This is a genomic window from Thermomonas mangrovi (genome assembly GCF_028201335.1).
Classification (GTDB): Bacteria; Pseudomonadota; Gammaproteobacteria; order Xanthomonadales; family Xanthomonadaceae; genus Thermomonas; species Thermomonas mangrovi.
This window is the reverse complement of record NZ_JAPEVV010000003.1, coordinates 201969-218711: the sequence shown is the minus strand read 5'-3', so window position 1 is coordinate 218711 and position 16743 is coordinate 201969. Positions and strand designations below refer to the sequence as shown.

Annotated in this window: 13 protein-coding genes; 9 read left to right on the top strand and 4 right to left on the bottom strand. The window is 68.3% G+C overall.

Annotation, left to right across the window (positions count from 1 at the left end; genetic code table 11):
- The first annotated feature begins 53 nt into the window (after positions 1–53).
- From ON759_RS07560 to ON759_RS07525, 8 genes are all read left to right on the top strand, one after another.
- On the top strand, positions 54–401 hold the full coding sequence (locus tag ON759_RS07560) for an excalibur calcium-binding domain-containing protein (protein WP_271679755.1): 348 nt from the start codon (positions 54–56) through the stop codon (positions 399–401).
- A 64-nt stretch (positions 402–465) separates the two neighbouring features.
- Positions 466–942 (top strand): hypothetical protein, encoded by a 477-nt coding sequence (locus ON759_RS07555; RefSeq protein WP_271679754.1) that lies wholly within the window; start codon positions 466–468, stop codon positions 940–942.
- 56 nt (positions 943–998) lie between these two features.
- A complete protein-coding gene (locus ON759_RS07550) occupies positions 999–2276 on the top strand; it encodes a TolC family protein (RefSeq protein ID WP_271679753.1) in 1278 nt (425 codons plus the stop codon).
- Entirely contained in the window at positions 2273–3535 is a 1263-nt protein-coding gene (locus ON759_RS07545) for an efflux RND transporter periplasmic adaptor subunit (protein WP_425608459.1), read from the top strand. The genes ON759_RS07550 and ON759_RS07545 overlap by 4 nt, the downstream gene beginning before the upstream one ends.
- A 10-nt stretch (positions 3536–3545) precedes the next feature.
- Positions 3546–6734, top strand: a complete 3189-nt coding sequence (locus tag ON759_RS07540; protein ID WP_271679752.1) for an efflux RND transporter permease subunit — start codon at positions 3546–3548, stop codon at positions 6732–6734.
- 37 nt (positions 6735–6771) lie between these two features.
- Positions 6772–7377, top strand: a complete 606-nt coding sequence (locus tag ON759_RS07535) for a cation efflux transmembrane domain-containing protein (protein ID WP_271679842.1) — start codon at positions 6772–6774, stop codon at positions 7375–7377.
- A 10-nt stretch (positions 7378–7387) separates the two neighbouring features.
- Positions 7388–8284 (top strand): cation diffusion facilitator family transporter, encoded by an 897-nt coding sequence (locus ON759_RS07530; RefSeq protein WP_271679751.1) that lies wholly within the window; start codon positions 7388–7390, stop codon positions 8282–8284.
- A gap of 141 nt (positions 8285–8425) precedes the next feature.
- A complete protein-coding gene (locus tag ON759_RS07525; RefSeq protein ID WP_271679750.1) occupies positions 8426–9457 on the top strand; it encodes an alpha/beta hydrolase in 1032 nt (343 codons plus the stop codon).
- Between the two features lie 67 nt (positions 9458–9524).
- On the opposite strand, the gene ON759_RS07520 is transcribed toward ON759_RS07525, so the two are convergent.
- The 4 genes from ON759_RS07520 to ON759_RS07505 all read right to left on the bottom strand — a co-directional run bounded on the left by ON759_RS07520 (position 9525) and on the right by ON759_RS07505 (position 15170).
- Complete coding sequence (locus ON759_RS07520) at positions 9525–11378, bottom strand: tetratricopeptide repeat protein (protein WP_271679749.1); 1854 nt, start codon at positions 11376–11378, stop codon at positions 9525–9527.
- 148 nt (positions 11379–11526) lie between these two features.
- Entirely contained in the window at positions 11527–12435 is a 909-nt protein-coding gene (locus ON759_RS07515; RefSeq protein WP_271679748.1) for a prolyl oligopeptidase family serine peptidase, read from the bottom strand.
- Positions 12436–12634: 199 nt separating this feature from the next.
- Positions 12635–13996: a DUF1214 domain-containing protein gene (locus tag ON759_RS07510; protein ID WP_271679747.1), complete on the bottom strand. Its 1362-nt coding sequence runs from the start codon at positions 13994–13996 to the stop codon at positions 12635–12637.
- 70 nt (positions 13997–14066) lie between these two features.
- Positions 14067–15170, bottom strand: a complete 1104-nt coding sequence (locus ON759_RS07505; protein WP_271679746.1) for a DUF1254 domain-containing protein — start codon at positions 15168–15170, stop codon at positions 14067–14069.
- Between the two features lie 245 nt (positions 15171–15415).
- Between ON759_RS07505 and ON759_RS07500 the strand changes: the two genes are divergently transcribed.
- On the top strand, positions 15416–16729 hold the full coding sequence (locus ON759_RS07500) for a PQQ-dependent sugar dehydrogenase (protein ID WP_271679745.1): 1314 nt from the start codon (positions 15416–15418) through the stop codon (positions 16727–16729).
- Positions 16730–16743: the final 14 nt, after the last annotated feature.

Sequence of the window (16743 nt, the reverse complement as noted above, 5' to 3'; positions counted from 1 at the left end):
CGCCGGCGCGCAATGGGCAGGATGGTGCGCACACGGCCACCCGCGGGGAACGCATGAAACTGACCGACTTGCTGGCGCTGGTCGCCATCGGCGCGATCGCGCTGGTCGGCTTCGACCATTTCAAGTCCAGGCAGGACGCACCGGCCGAACCCGTTGCCGCGCCCGCGCGCCTCGCCGAGGTGGAGGCGGAACCGCAGGCCGAGGATCGGTCGTGGATCAAGCCCCGCGAAGGCGAACGCGCTGCGCCGGCGGCCTCAGGCGGCGGCTTCCAGTGCGATGGCCGCACGCATTGCTCGCAGATGCGCTCCTGCGAGGAGGCGCGTTACTTCATCCAGCATTGCCCGAACACCAAGATGGATGGGGATCGCGATGGCGTGCCGTGCGAGCAGCAGTGGTGTTAGGTGGGGAGCGAGTTTGCAAACGCCCAATTTGCGGGAATTAGTTCGAGAGATTAAGTCTGGAGGAATGTCTGCTTTCGACCCAAAGCGGACATCGTCATGCAACGTGCAATTGTGTATCGCGGTTGCGACCGCCTATCATTCGCAGATGCCCCGGCACACCGCTCGCTTCCGCCTGTCATTCCGTACCGTCTGGGTCGGGCTGCTGGCGCTTGCCTTGATGGTGCAGCCGCTAGTTGCGGCTATTGGCGAAGTCCACGAGTTGAGCCACGCCGCCGGGTCGCTTAGCGCAGTCGCCGCGCATGCGGACGACCATAGCGGCGCGCACCACGCTGACCAGGCTCCGAACGAGCCGGAAAGCAACGACGCCATGCACGTGCTGCTGCACTTCGCCCACTGCTGCTCGCAGACGCCGACCACCCTAGGGGCTGCGCAAGTGCAGTTTCTGGCCATCGCTGGTTCCGATGCGCCACTGGTCGCAGCTTCACCGCTTCCCCTCCAGGCTTCCACCAACGACGTTCTGAGACCTCCGATCGCGGCATGACGCCTGCCGTGCGCCGTCGTGCGCACGTCCGTTCGTGCTGACTACCGGAGAGTTTTATGCGTATGCGTGCCGCAGCCGTGGCTGCGTGTCTGATGGCGTTGTGGGCCAGCGTTCCGGCCACCGCTGCAGAGAAGATGACCCTGGACGATGCCTTTCGCCGCGTCCAGCAAGCCCACCCAAACCTGCGCTTGGTGGATGCCAGGCGCGATGTCCTCTCCGCCGAACTCGACCGGGCTGAACTCCGCCCGAGCTTGAACCTGGGTGTCGGCATCGAGAACGTGGTCGGCACCGGCGAGCGCAGCGGGTTCGACAGCGCCGAGACCACCGTCACTCTGGCCTCGGTGTTCGAGCGAGGCGGCAAGCTGGAAGCCCGCCGCGCCTTGGCCCAGTCCCGGATCGACGGCGTGGCCGTCGAGCGCGAGGCCAAGCGGCTGGACCTGCTGGCCGAAGTCGCCCGACGGTACCTGGCGGTGGTTGCCGTGCAACGGCAACGCGAGATCGCCGATCTGGAGATCGAGCAACGGCGCCGAACGGTTGCGGGTGCTCGCCATCGCTTCACTGCAGGCGCATCCCCGCAGTCCGTGGTGTTCGCTGCGGAGGCAGCGCTATCGCGCGCAGAGCTGGAACGCGCGCGCGCCCTGCAGCGCGAGCAGAGCGCCCGGCAACACCTTGCCGCGCTCTGGGGCGAGCGTGATCCGCAGTTCGCCGTGGCGAGCGGGAATCCCTACGCGCTGCCGGCGCTGGATCCCTTCACGCAGTTGGCCGACTGGTTGGAACGCACGCCGGAGATTGCCCAGTTCACGGGCGAGCGGCGCATCCGCGAGGCGCGCTTGCAGCTTGCACGCAGCCAGGCGACCCCAGACTGGAACTGGGAGGTCGGTGCCCGGCATTTCCGGGCGGGCAACGATGTCGGACTCCTGGCGAGCATCTCCATGCCGCTGGGCAGCCGCTCGCGCGCACAACCCGAGATCCGGGCCGCCGAGGCGGAACTGGCGCTGCTGGAAGTCGAGCGCGAATCCACCGATGTGGCTCTGTATTCCACCCTGGCCGAAGCCCACGGCCGCTACCTCAGCGCCCAACTGGAAGTGCGGCTGTTGGGGCGGGACGTGATCCCGAAGCTCGGCCAGGCCGAAAAGGCAGCCGAGCGCGCTTACCGCGCCGGCGCCATCAGTTACCTGGAGTGGGCGCAGTTGCAGGCGGAGCGGACGCTCGCGCGCAAGCAGCAGTTGGACGCTGCCCTGGACGCACAGCGCGCGCTGATCGAGATCCAGCGCCTCACCGGCCAGTCCTTCGTGGACGGGCCTGCCACCAATGAGCAAGGGGAAGATCGATGAACCTGCACCGCTGGATCGCATCGATCCTGTTCGCAATGATGCTCGCGGCCTGCGGAGGCAACGTCCCCGAGGACGAACACGGGCATGCCGAGGGCGGCGAAGAGGGTGGCGAGCACGCCGAAGAAGCCACCAAGGGCAGCCATGGCGGTCGCCTGCTGCAACAAGGCGGCTTCTCGGTCGAACTTGCCATCGCGGAAGACGGCACGCCCCCGAAGTACCAGGCGTGGTTGTACAAGGGCGACGAGGCGCTGCCTGCGACCGCTGGCAAGGTCGTGGTCAGGCTCAAGCGTCTGGGGAACGTGCAGGAATCGCACACGCTCGCCCAGCAGGCCGACGGTAGCCTGATGGCTACCACCGTCGTCGGTGAGCCCCATTCCTTTGATGTGGAAGTGCTGGCCGAGATCGAGGGCAAGCCGCTGCGCTGGGCCTACGAGAGCTATGAAGGGCGTACGCGCATCCCGCAGGCCATCGCCGAGCAGTCGGGCATCAAGGTAGCGGCGGCGGGTGCCGGCATCGTCGCCGACGAGCACGAGGTCCAGGGGCTGCTGACGCCCGTCGAAGGGCGCAGCGCCAAGGTCACCGCGAGGTTTCCGGGGCCGATCCGTCGGCTGTCCGCCAACGTCGGCGACCGGGTCGTGGCGGGTCAGACGCTCGCCGTGATCGAAAGCAACCTGAGCCTCAGCAACTACAACATCACCGCGCCGCTTTCCGGCGTGGTGGTGGCGCGGGACGCTTCGGTGGGTGCGGTCGCTGGCGAAGGCATGGTGCTCTACGAGATCGCCGACCTGAGCCGCCTGTGGGTCGACCTGCACATCTTCGGTGCCGATGCGCAGCACATCCAGCCCGGTGGCCGTGTCCAGGTCACCCGCATGAGCGACGGCATGACCATCGATACGGTGATCGACCGGATCCTGCCCGGCACCGCAACCGCAAGCCAGAGCACCGTTGCCCGCGCCACCATCGCCAACGCCGATGGTCAGTGGCGACCGGGATCCGCGGTCAAGGCGCGCATCACCGTTGACCTGCAACCGACCTCGCTTGTGGTGCCGCTGGCGGCACTGCAGAAGTTCCGCGACTGGGACGTGGTGTTCATCCGCGTGGGCGACGACTACGAAGTCCGCCCGGTCACACTGGGCAAGCGCGATGCAACGCGCGTCGAGATCCTGGATGGGTTGAAGGCTGGCGACCAGGTCGTGATCGAACAGAGCTACCTGGTGAAGGCGGACATCGAAAAGTCCGGTGCGTCCCATGACCACTAACGATACCGGCATGCTGGAGAGGATCATCCGCTTCGCCATCGCGCACCGATGGCTGATGCTTGCACTGACCCTGGCCCTGGTCGCGCTCGGTGCCTGGAGCTTCACCAAGCTGCCCATCGACGCCACCCCCGACATCACCAACGTGCAGGTGCAGGTCAACACTGCCGCACCCGGGTACTCGCCGCTGGAGGCCGAGCAGCGCATCACATGGCCGGTGGAGACGGCCATGGCGGGGATCCCAGGGCTGGACTACAGCCGCTCCATTTCCCGCTACGGTCTGTCGCAAGTCACCGTGGCGTTCAAGGACGGCACCGACCTGTATTTCGCCCGCCAGCAGGTGGCGGAACGCCTGCAGCAGGTGAAGTCGCAGTTGCCGGCGGGGATTGAACCGGAGATGGGGCCGATTGCCACCGGCCTCGGCGAGATCTTCATGTACACCGTTGAGGCCAAGCCGGGCGCTCGCAAGCCTGACGGCACGCCTTGGAACTCGACCGACCTGCGCACGCTGCAGGACTGGGTGATCCGTCCGCAACTACGCAACGTCACCGGCGTGACCGAGGTCAACACCATCGGCGGCTATGCCCGGCAGATCCACATCACGCCGGATCCTGCCCGCCTGCGCACGCTGGGCTTCACCCTGGAGGACGTGGTCCAGGCGGTCGCGGCCAACAACCAGAACATGGGCGCCGGCTACATCGAGCGCAACGGCCAGCAGTTCCTCGTCCGCGTGCCGGGCCAGGTCACCGGCCTCGACGAGATTCGCGACATCATCCTCGACCGTCGCGAGGGCGTGCCGATCCGCGTACGCGACGTTGCCGGCGTCGGTGAAGGACCGGAGCTGCGCACGGGTGCAGCCACGCAGAACGGCGAAGAAGTCGTCCTGGGCACGGTGTTCATGCTGGTGGGATCCAATAGCCGCACCGTCGCGCAGGCATCGGCGGCGAAGCTGGAGGAAGCCAACAAGAGCCTGCCCAAGGGCGTGAAGGCGAACGCGGTGTACGACCGCACGGCGCTCGTCGACCGCACCATCCGGACGGTGGCGAAGAACCTGATCGAAGGCGCGCTGTTGGTGATCGCCGTGCTGTTCGCTTTGCTCGGCAACTTCCGGGCGGCCCTGATCACCGCCGCCGTGATTCCCTTGTCGATGCTGTTCACGGTGTTCGGCATGGTGCGCGGCGGTGTGTCCGGCAACCTGATGAGCCTGGGCGCGCTGGATTTCGGGCTGATCGTGGACGGCGCCGTGATCATCATCGAGAACTGCCTGCGCCGCTTCGGTGAGCTGCAACACCGCCTCGGGCGCGTGCTGTCGCCGGAAGAGCGATTCGATGCGACCGCCTCGGCGACCGCCGAGGTCATCCGTCCCAGCCTGTTCGGGCTTGGGATCATCGCGGCGGTGTATCTCCCGATCTTCGCGCTCACCGGCGTCGAGGGGAAGATGTTCCACCCGATGGCGATCACGGTCGTGCTGGCGCTCACCGGTGCCATGCTGCTGTCGATCACCTTCGTGCCGGCCGCCATCGCCGTGTTCCTGGGCGGCAAGGTGGACGAGAAGGAGAACCGGGTCATGGCCTGGGTGCGCGGGCGCTACGTGCCGCTGCTGGCCTGGTCGCTCAAGCGCAGCAGCTTGGTGTTTGCGGGTGCTGCGGCGCTGGTCGTCCTGACCGGCCTGCTGGCCACGCGCTTGGGCACCGAGTTCATCCCGAACCTGGATGAAGGCGACCTGGCGGTCCATGCCCTGCGCATCCCCGGCACGGGCCTGGATCAGGCGGTGGACATGCAGGCCACGCTGGAGCGGCGGATCATGCAGTTTCCGGAGGTCGAGCGCGTGTTCGGCAAGATCGGCACCGCTGAGGTGGCGACCGACCCCATGCCACCGTCGGTCACCGACACCTTCGTCATGCTCAAGCCGCGCGCCCAATGGCCCGACCCACGCAAGTCACGCGACACGCTGGTGGCCGAGATCGAGCGCGCCCTCAGGCAGATCCCGGGCAACAACTACGAGTTCACCCAGCCGATCCAGATGCGCATGAACGAGCTGATCTCAGGCGTTCGTGCGGACGTTGCGATCAAGCTCTACGGCGACGACCTGGACACACTCGTCGAGGTGGGCACCCAGATCGAGGCCGTCGCCAAGGGCGTGGCAGGAGCCGCCGATGTGAAGATCGAGCAGGCCACCGGCTTGCCCATGCTCAGCATCGTCCCGGATCGACAGGCGCTGGCCGGCTATGGCCTCAACCCGGGCGTGGTCCAGGAAACACTGGCCACGGCGGTGGGTGGCGAGACCGCGGGCCAACTCTTCGAGGGGGATCGGCGCTTCGATATCGTCGTGCGCCTGCCGGAGGCGATCCGCCAGGATCCCGCCGCCCTTGAGGACCTGCCGATCACCCTGAACCCAGCCGCCAGCGCCACTGCGGATCTATCCAGCGGGACCGTGGGAAGCGCCGCACCGCCCCCGGGCACTGTGCCGCTGCGGGAAGTCGCCAAGCTGGAAATGACACTGGGACCGAACCAGGTCAATCGCGAGAACGGCAAGCGGCGCGTGGTGGTGACCGCGAACGTGCGCGGCCGCGACCTCGGCGGCTTCGTCCAGGAACTGCGCACCAAGATCGATGCGGAGGTCGAGGTGCCCCCCGGCTACTGGATCGACTACGGCGGCACGTTCGAGCAACTGATCTCTGCCAGCCAGCGCCTGGCGGTGGTGGTGCCGGTCACGCTGGCGCTCATCCTCGCCCTGCTGTTCTGGGCGTTCGGCTCGATGAAGGATGCGGTCATCGTGTTCACCGGCGTCCCGCTGGCGCTCACGGGCGGCGTCATCGCGCTTGCAGCGCGCGGTATCCCGCTGTCGATCTCGGCAGGAATCGGCTTCATCGCGTTGTCCGGCGTGGCCGTGCTCAACGGGCTAGTGATGATTGCCTTCATCCGCAAGCTGCGCGAACAGGGCGATCCTCTCGATGAGGCTGTGGTGGATGGTGCCCTGGGGCGCCTGCGGCCCGTGCTGATGACCGCACTGGTGGCCTCGCTGGGGTTCATCCCGATGGCGTTCAACGTGGGCGCGGGTTCGGAGGTGCAACGCCCGCTGGCGACCGTGGTGATCGGCGGCATCATCTCCTCGACCCTGCTCACGCTGCTGGTACTTCCGGCGCTTTATCGTCGGCTGCATCGCGTGAGGCGGACTGGACTGGAGACTGCCAGTGTCTGATTGCTGCAACTGCGGCGGGACGGTCGAACTGGCCGCAATGCAGGCCCGGCAACGCCGAGTCCTGCTGATCGTCATGCTAATCAACATCGGCAGCTGCGCGATGATGGTTGCCGCCGCGTACCTCAGCCGATCCTCGGCGCTGCTCTCCGGAACGCTCGACAACCTGGGCGACGCATTGACCTACCTGCTGAGCCTGCTGGTGATCGGTGCAGGCTTCAAGGCGAAGGCGAGGGTCGCGCTGTTCAAGGGACTGCTGATCCTCGCTGCCGCCTTGGCGGTTGGGGCACAGATCGTCTGGCGGATCCGGAACCCAGCCGTTCCGCTGTTCGAGACCATGGGCGTGGCCGCACTCCTGAATCTAGGGCTCAACGGCATCTGCCTGTGGCTGCTGACACCGCTACGGCATAGCGACATCAACCTCGCGTCTGCGTGGGAGTGCTCCCGCAACGACATGTTCGAGGGGCTGGCGGTCCTCGCTGCCGCGCTCGGGGTGTGGCTCTTCAAGGGTGGCTGGCCGGACCTGGTGGTCGCCAGCCTGCTGCTCGTGCTGTTCCTGAGCTCCGCGTGGCGAGTGCTGGGCATGGCTTGGCGCGGCTTGCGTACCCCGGAACAACCGGCGCCGAAGTGCGCCACGCCAGAGTAAGGAGAACAGGATGGGTGCAGGACACGACCACGGCGGCGGCGAGATCCGCTACGAGAAGCCCCTTTGGATCGCCCTCGGGCTGACATTCGCGTTCCTCGTCGCCGAAGTCATCGGCGCGCTCGTCACCAATAGTCTGGCGCTGCTCTCCGACGCCGCCCACATGGGCACCGACGTGCTCGCGCTGGGGATCTCGCTGTTCGCGGTATGGATGAGCAAGCGACCAGCCGATGCGAAGCGGACCTACGGCTACGCCCGGATGGAGGCCATCGGCGCAATGATCAACGGCGGGCTGCTGTTCGTCGTCGCCGGTTACATCCTGTGGGAGGCGGTTGGCCGCTTCCAGCAGCCACCAGAAGTCGCTTCCACCGGGATGCTGGTGGTGGCCAGCTTGGGCCTGGTCGTCAACCTGATCTCGATGCGCCTCCTCAAAGCGGGCGCCGGCGAGAGCCTGAACGTCAAGGGCGCCTACCTGGAGGTCTGGGCAGACATGCTGGGGTCGGTGGGCGTGATTACCGGCGCGTTGGCGATCAAGTTCACGGGCTGGACCATCGTTGACCCGATCGTCGCGGTGTTGATCGGACTCTGGGTGCTACCACGCACGTGGAGCCTGATGCGGCAATCCGGGAACATCCTCATGCAGGGCGTGCCGGACGGGCTGGACCTGGAGGCTGTCCGCAAGGCGCTCACCGAGTTCCCAGGCGTTGTAGCAGTACATGACCTACACGCCTGGGCGCTGGGCTCGAAGGAGGCGGTAGTGACGGTGCACGTCGTGGGTGACGATGCCAAGACCACTGGCGAGCAACTGCGCCGGGAGCTATCCGCCATGCTGGAGGAGCGGTTCGGGATCGAGCATGCGACGTTGCAGGTCGAGGCGGTGCCATGCGGAGATCACGGCATTCACAATTGATGTCCGCTTCTGGCCGAAAGCAGTCTCTCAACCAGCGAAATGCTTTCAAATAGGGCGAGACAAGAATCCCGTAAAAAATCTTGCTGGAAACTGCACGTCGCCCCCCACAGTCCCGCCGCAGCACGCACGCTGCACACCCCGATGACCCGACTCCTCGCCCTGCTGCTTTGCCTCATGGCCCAGTGCGCACCGGCCTTCGCCGCGCAGGGCCGCATCGTGGTGGAAACGCTGCGCCTGCAGGCGCTGGAGGGCAACCGCATCGGCGACACCGCCGAGCGCCGGGTCACGATCTACCTGCCCGCCAGCTATGACCGCGATCCCGCGCGGCGCTATCCGGTGGTGTACCTGCTGCATGGCGCCACCTCCGATCCGCGCGAATGGCTGGACGGCACCTACCAGGGCATGGACCTGCGGGTCGCGCTGGACGCCGTCGCCGACGACGCGGCCTACATCGTGGTGATGCCGATGGCCGACAACGCCCTCGGCGGGAGCTTCTACGTGGACTCCGCGGCGTTCGGGCGCTGGGAGCAGGCGATCGCCGGGGAGCTGGTCGCCTTCGTCGATGCCCGCTTCCGCACCTTGCCGACGCGCGAAAGCCGCGGCCTGGCGGGGCAGTCGATGGGCGGCTTCGGCGCGCTGGCGCTGGCCGGTCGCCATCCCGACACCTTCGGCCACGTGTATGCGACCAGTCCGTGCTGCCTGGGCCTGGTCGGCGACCTCGCACCCGGTGGCGCGCGTTGGCGACAGGCGCCGGGGGGATTGCTGCGTGCGATGGCGATGGCGTTCGCGCCTGCCGATGCCGATGCCGATGCCGCCACGCCGCCGCTGCCGTTCGTGGCCGGCCCCGATGGGCGAGTGCGCGAGGTGCCCGCCGTCGCGCAGGCATGGCGGGCGCACATGCCGCTGGAGGGCCTGCGCCGCGACCCCGCGCCCTACCGGCGCTTGTGCAGCATCGCGCTGGACGCGGGCCTGCAGGACGAAATCCCCAACGTCACCGCAGGCGCCGCGGCGTTCTCGCAGGCCTTGCAGCAGGCCGGCGTCGCGCATGCGTACGAGGCCTTCGCGGGCACCCACATCGACCACCTGCGCCAGCGCTTCGAGACCGCGGTGCTGCCGTTCTTCGCGCGCGTGCTGGCGACGCCCGCGCGCCCCGGCGCCTGCGCGGGCGGGTGAGCCGATTGGGAAAGCGGCGCGATGAAGCAGGCCTGCTTCGCCATTCCCATTACCCCATCGCCACGCCTCAGGGCTGCAACTTCACCTCGAATAGCAGCGGATAGCCCGGCGCCTCGGCGACCTCGGGCGGCGCGGGCAGGCGGATCTGCTTGCCGGCCTGCTTGGCCATGCAGGCGGTCCATGCGTTGGCGGGGCGGACGTCGATGTTGCGCGTCGTCCCATCCGGCAGGACATCGAGCACGAGGGTGAATTGAGGAACCACGGCCGTGGCGCGATTGCCCTGGCAGGCCGAGATCGCCTCGGCCATCCCGCCAGCGCGCGGCGCGGCGCGGATCCGTTGGTAGTAGGCCCAACCCGCGAAGGTGCCCTCCTGTTCCTTCGCCAGCCTCACCCGCGTGTCGAAGTCCGGCGCGCTTGCGCCTTCACCGAAACGCGCCTGCTGGATGCCGCGCAGCCTCTCTGCCGCCTTGGCGTGGTAGTTCCACCGCCGCGGATCCTGCAAGCGCAGGAAATTCTCCAGCGCTTGCTTCGACTGCGGTGCGTACAGGCCGACGAGATAAAGCCGCTGCCGCCAGGCTTCCGGGTTTTCGGGAAATTCCGCGAGCATTGTGTCGAGGCAGGCGCCGGCCTCGTTGCCGCGCTTCAGCTCGAGCAGGGTGCCGCAATAGTCGTTGCTGGCGTCCTCCCGGGTGGCCGCGTCGTCCATCGCCTTGCGGAAATGCGGCAGTGACGCCTCGGCTTGCTTCAGCTCGCGCAGGATCTGGCCGAGTTGCTGCTGCGCACGCCCGTTGGCAGGCGCCAGCGCGACCGCGCGTTCGGCGTCGGCGCGCGCCCAGGCGGTCTCGCCCAGCTCACGCAACGCGAGGGCGCGGAACCGCGACTCCTGTGCCTGGTCGGGGCTGAAGCGCAGCGACTGCGACAGGTAGGCCAGTGCCTTCCAGGTCTCGTTCTTGCGCAGGTAGGCGCCGCCGACCAGCCGCGCGAAGGCGGCGTTCGGCACCTGCAGGGCGGCAGGCTCCAGCACCTCGATCGCCTGCTGGTCGCCGTCGTCCATGCGCTCGATCGCGTAGAAGGCATGGTGGAACTGCAGGATGTTCAGGACCGGGTTCTGCTCCACGCGCGTCATCGCGTAGGCGGCGACGCTGCGCATCGCGGCGTCGGACCCACCCCAGCGCGGCTCGGCGGCGGTCATCATCTCGTCGAGGACGAAGTACGAGGTCGGGTCCGCCTGCAGGCAGCGCTGGGTCGCGAGCGACTGGATCTCGCTCGAACTCTGCCTGCCGATCGACATCAGGCCCAGGCATGCCGGCAGCAGGCGCGGATTCTTGTCGAGCGCAAGGGTGTAGGCCTCGGCCGCCTTGAGGAAGTAGGCCGTCATCTTCTCCAGGTTGGCGTCCGGGGTGTCGCGTGCGTACTTGGTGCCGCGCGCATCCCAGCCCAAACGTTCGAGCGCGTGTCCCAGCGCCGCCTGCGCGAATTCGCTGTCGGGCGCGACCGCGGTCCAGCGGCGTGCGGTGCGTTCGGCCTTGGCGCGGTCGCGGTCGCTGAAGACGTCGAGCAGGCGCGTGATCTGTTCGCGCTTGGCGGGCACGGTGTAGTGCGCCTCCAGCAATTGCCGGAAGGTGGCATCCAGCGTGGCGGCGCCCCCGTCCTTCTCGAGCAGGCTGGCGATGTCGTCGAGGGTGTACGGCAATGGCGACAGGAACATCGTGCAGCGCGCCTGCGCGACGCCTGGCGTCCAGGTATTGCCGGGCAGGTCCGGATAGGCGAGGCAACGCTGCAGCGGGTCCTTGATGGCATCCGCCTTGCGCATCGCGGCGACATGGCTGGCGTATTCCGGTGGCGGTTGCTGGCTGGCGGCGATGGCGCCGAATGGAAGGCTGGCGAGGGCCACGAAGGCCAGGACACGGCGCTGGATCAAAGGGTTCCCCGAGGTGCACGGAAGAGGGCGATGCGCGCGAGTATCCCATCGCCGCTTGCGTTGCCCACCGGGAAAATTCCCTTCAGCTTCGCGAAGGGCGTCATGCGGTCGGGTGCGCGTGCGGTGAATTGCGACCGCACGCATGCCGCTACTGCGTGGTCGACTCGCCTCGCGCCTGCGCCACGATCCAGCCGACGATCGCATCGAAGCGTTCCGGGTCCAGCGCATGCCCGCGGTCGACGCGCAGGGCAGTGATGAAGTCGCCCGCGACCCGCGCCACCACCGCATCGGCATCGCGCGAATACTTGTCCTGCGTGCCCGACACCACCAGCGCCGGGCGCGGGCCGATGGCCGCCAGCAGGTCGTGGTGGTCGAGGTCGCGGGCCAGCCGGGGCACGGCTTCGAACAACAGGATGCCGGTGCCTTCGCGCTGGCGCGTGGCCAGGCTGCAGACCGCGCCGCTGATGGCGGCGAAGCGGCAACGGGGATCCAGCGCGGCGTGGTACAGCGCGGTGGTGCCGCCGTACGAGTGGCCGGCCACGCCCACGCGTCGCGGATCGACGCCGCCCAGCTGCAGCAGCACGCCAAGCGCGCGCTGCGCATCGTCCAGGCATTTGCGCATGAGCAGGTCGCCCTGCAGCAGGCGATAGCTCATCGCGTTGTAGTGCTGCAGCCAGTCGTGCGGGTCGGATTCGACGCCGCGCACGCCGGCGCGCCGGTCCTCGAAGCTGATGCTGTCCGGGGCGAGGACCACCAGCCCCGCGCGCGCCAGCGCCGGGCCGAAGGCCTGGCAGGGATCGCCGACCAGCCCGGCGACCTCGCTCTTGCCGAAGTGGAACTCGCCGTTGTGCTGGTGGAAGGCGACCACGCCGCCGCGCGCCGCGCGCCCGTGCGGGGTGAACAGGAAGGCGGGGATCGGATCGCCCTCCAGGCAGGGGTATTCGATCCGTTCGCGGTCGTAGCCGTCGCAGGCCTCGACCGCGCCGCGGGTGACCGCGACATCGACCGGCGCGGCCAACCCGATCCGGTCGCGGAGGAAGGTGGCGACATCGTCCATGGCGGCGATGATAGGCGGCGGCGACCACGCTGGGCAGAGGCGAGGCCGGCGAGCGGCTGGCGGAACTGCGCAGCGACGCCGGTGGGCGTATGCCTGCCGAGAAGCGGGCCGCGGGTTCAGGGCCGGACTGCACCCCGGTGCGAATCGCACCGGGGCGCCTGGGGCGCCCGCCCCGTACGCGCGGCCATCGCTTGGTCGCTTAGTGGGTCGCGGAACCCACGCGCTGCAGCGCCGGCGGGAACCACTTGCCGTCCAGCACGGCCTGCTTGGGCACGTACATGCGCAAGGTCAGGGAGAAGCCCTTGCCCTTGGGCGCCGGTAGCCAGTTGGACTCGGGTGCCAGCGAGGCGTTCGGCGCGTCGGCGAAGAGCAGGCTCAGCGAACCATCCGGGGCGCTCTTCAGGCCGGAATAGCTGTTGAAGTTGAAGCGATTCATCGGATTGGGCACGACCCGGTAGTCCGGGACGTCGACCAGGATGATCGACCAGTACGCATTCACCATCGCCTCAGGGCGTTCGTCCGGGGCGAACTTCAGCACGTAGGCGTTGTCGCCATTGAGCGGCTGGCCGTCGGCGTCCTTGGTCACCACGAAGTAGACGACTTCCTCGTTGGTGTTTGCCCACAGGCCGACCAGGTTGGCCGCGGTGCGCTTGCGGTAGTCGCTGCCGTAGGTGCCGGTGCCGATGGTGGCGAGCCAGTTGTTCTGGTAGCGACCCGAACCGGTGACGGCGAAATTGAGGAACGCGGGCACGACCTGGTCGCGCAGCACTTGCGCCAGCGCCGCGCGTTGGGCCGGGTCGCGGGCGATCTGCTGGTAGTGGCGCGCGCGCGCCTGCATCTGCGGCGCGATCGGCGACACGTCGAGCGCGCTGTCGATGATCTCGTCGGCGTGGTCGAAGATCTCCATGCCGGCCAGCGACTTATTGTCGAATGCCAGCGGCGGTGCGGATGCCCGCACCTTCGGCTGGCCCAGCGACGACAACTTGAACTGCCGCTGCAACGCCACGGCGCCGGCATTGTCGCCCTTGAGCTCGACGCGGCCCAGCATCTTGGCCTTGTTGGAATGCAGCTCGATCCGCACGCTGTCCGCGGGGATCGCGGCGCGCGAGCCCGGCGCCACCAGCGCGAACTTCCCGTACGGGTGGTTCGGGTAGTTGCGCTCGTTGATGTTGGTGATGACCTCGCCCCATTCGTCGAGGATCTGCGCCACGTAGTAGCGGCCTTCGACGCGCGGGATCTCCAGTAGCGCGGGCGTGTCCGCGTCCACCGCGATCCAGGCCTCGAGATAGGCCACGTCGAGGTTGGGGTTCACGAAGTCGGCCTTGCCGGCCGGGTTGTACTTGATCGTGTTGTACGCGACGCCCGGTTCCCGCAGGTCTGTTTGCTCCTGCCGCAGAACGATGGCGCGACCGAGCAGGTAGGCGTAGGCATCGGCAAGATCGCGGGCATCGACGGCGGAGGCCGGCGACGTGGACGCGGTACCGGTGGCGGCGAGCGCCGCGCCGGACAGCGCCAGCGGAAGCAATGCGGCGACCAACATGCCGCGGATGCGGGACGACATCCCGTTCATTCGGTGTACTCCTGGCGGGGCATGGAACCCCCGGCGCCTGCTGGCGCCGGGAGCGAGGGCATCACGGCGCCGGTTGCGCTTCGGGGAACTTCCATGTGCCGTTCAGAATCTCCGGACGCGACCGGTACAACCGCACCATGTAGTTCCAGCCCTGGGTGATCGGCAGGCAGTTGGGGATCTTGCCGTCGCAGCCGCCGAACTGCACGTCGATGGTGCCGTCCTCGGCCTTCTTCGCGGTCAGGTTGTTGAGCGTGTAGGCGTTGTACTCGTTCTTGGCGTAGTAGCCTTCCGCGTTGTACACGCTGATCGACCAGAAACCGTCGACCGGCACGTCCTTGACCGACAGTCGGTAGACGGTCTTGCCGTCGTTCTTCGCCGGCGTGAAGTTCAGGTACAGCGCGTCCTTGTCCGGATTGCCGCCCCACGCCGAAGCCGACGCGATCAGGAACCGCACCGGATCGACCGTGCCGCGCGGTCCGAAGGCGCGCCGGGTGTCGGGCAGGGACTCGGACAGGGTAAGCAGCGCGTCGCGGATCTTCTTCTGGCTCACCGGATCCCAGTTGGGGATCTCGAAGGTGCCCACCTGGTCCTGCTTCACCACGATGGCATCCTGCAGGGCGGTGGCCTGCTTCAGGTCTTCCGGATCGTTCGGGTCGGCCAGCGTGCGCACGGCCGCGCCCACGTAGCGCGTGCCGATCCCTTCGCGGGTCAGCGTGTGCGAACCCTTGCCATAGAAGACGTTCGGGACGTACTGGTCCTGGTCGATGATCTGCAGCGCCTGGAAGCGCTGACCCGGGTCGGGCATGGTGATGGTGACCGGACCTGCATCGAGGTCGAACACCGCGACCGAGTAGAGCGTGTCGCGGTTGCCGCGCACCACGAACTGGTCGTCGACGCCCATCACGTTGCGCCGGTGCAGGAACTTGCCGAACGCGCCGTCCTTCAGCGCCGACAGCCCGAAGAACAGATCGGTCTCGGCACGGGTGAAGTTCTCGGCGGTGACCGGCACCAGCGGACCCTTCTTGGCGGCATCGAGCGGCGACGGCGCGGGGGCTTCCGCAGCCGGGGCGGCGGGCGTGGCGGCAGGGGCCCCTGCCGCCGGCGCGTTGCCCGCCTCGGGCGCGCGCGTGCACCCGATGGCCAATGCCAGCGCGGACAAGGCCACGCACCAAGAGCCAGCGTTCCGGAGTCGTGCCACGGCTTTGCCTTTGCCCGCCGATCGGGCGACATGAGTTATCCACAGAGTGTCGACTCGCCCTGAAACGGGGGGTATAGGACTTTGGTCCTATCAGGCGGCACGGGCCAGCTGTGGTGGCAGGCACCACAATCGAGGCCGGGATTCGCCAGTTCACGCTAGGCGACCGCCGGCCGCCTAGCGTGGCCGCCTCTTCCAGGCGCGACGAGGCCGCCATGTCACGCACCATCCCGACGTCCTCGTGCGCGCTCCTCGCCGCGCTGTTGGCAGGATGCGGCACCACGGTCACGCCGACCGAACTGCGGCAGACCGGTGCCGACCCGGAGTTGCCGGCACCGGCGGGCAAGCGCCTGGTCCCGACCGTGAACATCGCCCCGGCCACCGGCTGGGCCGCGGATGAAGCGCCCACGGCGGCGCCGGGTCTGGCCGTGAACGCCTTCGCCAGCGGCCTGTCGCATCCGCGTTGGTTGCTGGTGCTGCCGAATGGCGATGTGCTGGTGGCCGAATCGAATGCCCCGCCGAAGCCCGCCGAAACCGGGCTGCGTGCCTGGGCGATGAAGGTGGTGATGGGCCGCGCGGGTGCCGGCGTACCCAGCGCGGATCGCATCACCCTGCTCAGGGATGCCGACCGCGATGGCGTTGCCGAGACACGCTCGGTGCTGTTGTCCGGGCTGCATTCGCCGTTCGGCATGGCCCTGGTCGGCGAGCGCCTGTATGTCGCCAACGCCGATGCCGTGGTCAGCGTGCCGTTCCGGCCGGGCATGACCGTGGTGCAGGCGCGGCCGGTGCAACTGGCGACGCTTCCCGGCGGGCCGCGCAACCATCACTGGACCAAGAGCCTGCTCGCCAGCGCGGATGGCAGCCGCCTGTACGTGGGCGTGGGCTCCAACAGCAATGCGGCCGAACACGGCATGGCCGAAGAGGCGGAGCGCGCGGCCATCCACGAGATCCGCATCGCGGACGGCGCGCGGCGGGTGTTCGCGTCCGGGCTTCGCAATCCGGTGGGTCTGGCATGGGAACCCCACGGCGGGGCGCTGTGGACGGTGGTGAACGAGCGCGATGAGCTGGGCGATGCGCTGGTACCCGACTACCTGACCTCGGTGCGCGAGGACGCGTTCTACGGCTGGCCCTACAGCTATTACGGCCGCCATCTCGACCCGCGCGTGCAACCGCAGCGCCCCGACCTGGTGGCGCGGGCGCAGGTGCCCGACTACGCCTTGGGTTCGCATGTCGCGCCGCTCGGCCTGGCCTTCGCGCAGGGCGCCCGCTTGCCGGGCTTCACCGAGGGCGCCTTCATCGGCTTGCACGGTTCGTGGAACCGGCGCGCGCTTGCGGGCTACGTGGTGGTGTTCGTGCGCTTCGCCGATGGACGCCCGCAGGGAACGCCGGTCGACGTGCTGGGCGGCTTCGTCGATCGCGAGGGCCGAGCCCGCGGACGCCCGGTCGGCGTGGCGGTGGCGACGGACGGCAGCCTGCTGGTGGCCGACGACGTCGGCGACCGGATCTGGCGGGTGTCCGCCGCGCCCTGAGTCATTGCCCGTCA

Bases quoted from the DNA above. Each gene is read 5' to 3' on its own strand.
- ON759_RS07500 (WP_271679745.1), top strand. From the start codon at position 15,416: ATGTCACGCACCATCCCGACGTCCTCGTGCGCGCTCCTCGCCGCGCTG.
- ON759_RS07510 (WP_271679747.1), bottom strand. From the start codon at position 13,996: ATGTCGTCCCGCATCCGCGGCATGTTGGTCGCCGCATTGCTTCCGCTG.
- ON759_RS07535 (WP_271679842.1), top strand. From the start codon at position 6,772: ATGCAGGCCCGGCAACGCCGAGTCCTGCTGATCGTCATGCTAATCAAC.
- ON759_RS07540 (WP_271679752.1), top strand. From the start codon at position 3,546: ATGCTGGAGAGGATCATCCGCTTCGCCATCGCGCACCGATGGCTGATG.
- ON759_RS07515 (WP_271679748.1), bottom strand. From the start codon at position 12,435: ATGGACGATGTCGCCACCTTCCTCCGCGACCGGATCGGGTTGGCCGCG.
- ON759_RS07530 (WP_271679751.1), top strand. From the start codon at position 7,388: ATGGGTGCAGGACACGACCACGGCGGCGGCGAGATCCGCTACGAGAAG.
- ON759_RS07560 (WP_271679755.1), top strand. From the start codon at position 54: ATGAAACTGACCGACTTGCTGGCGCTGGTCGCCATCGGCGCGATCGCG.
- ON759_RS07555 (WP_271679754.1), top strand. From the start codon at position 466: ATGTCTGCTTTCGACCCAAAGCGGACATCGTCATGCAACGTGCAATTG.
- ON759_RS07525 (WP_271679750.1), top strand. From the start codon at position 8,426: ATGACCCGACTCCTCGCCCTGCTGCTTTGCCTCATGGCCCAGTGCGCA.
- ON759_RS07550 (WP_271679753.1), top strand. From the start codon at position 999: ATGCGTATGCGTGCCGCAGCCGTGGCTGCGTGTCTGATGGCGTTGTGG.
- ON759_RS07545 (WP_425608459.1), top strand. From the start codon at position 2,273: ATGAACCTGCACCGCTGGATCGCATCGATCCTGTTCGCAATGATGCTC.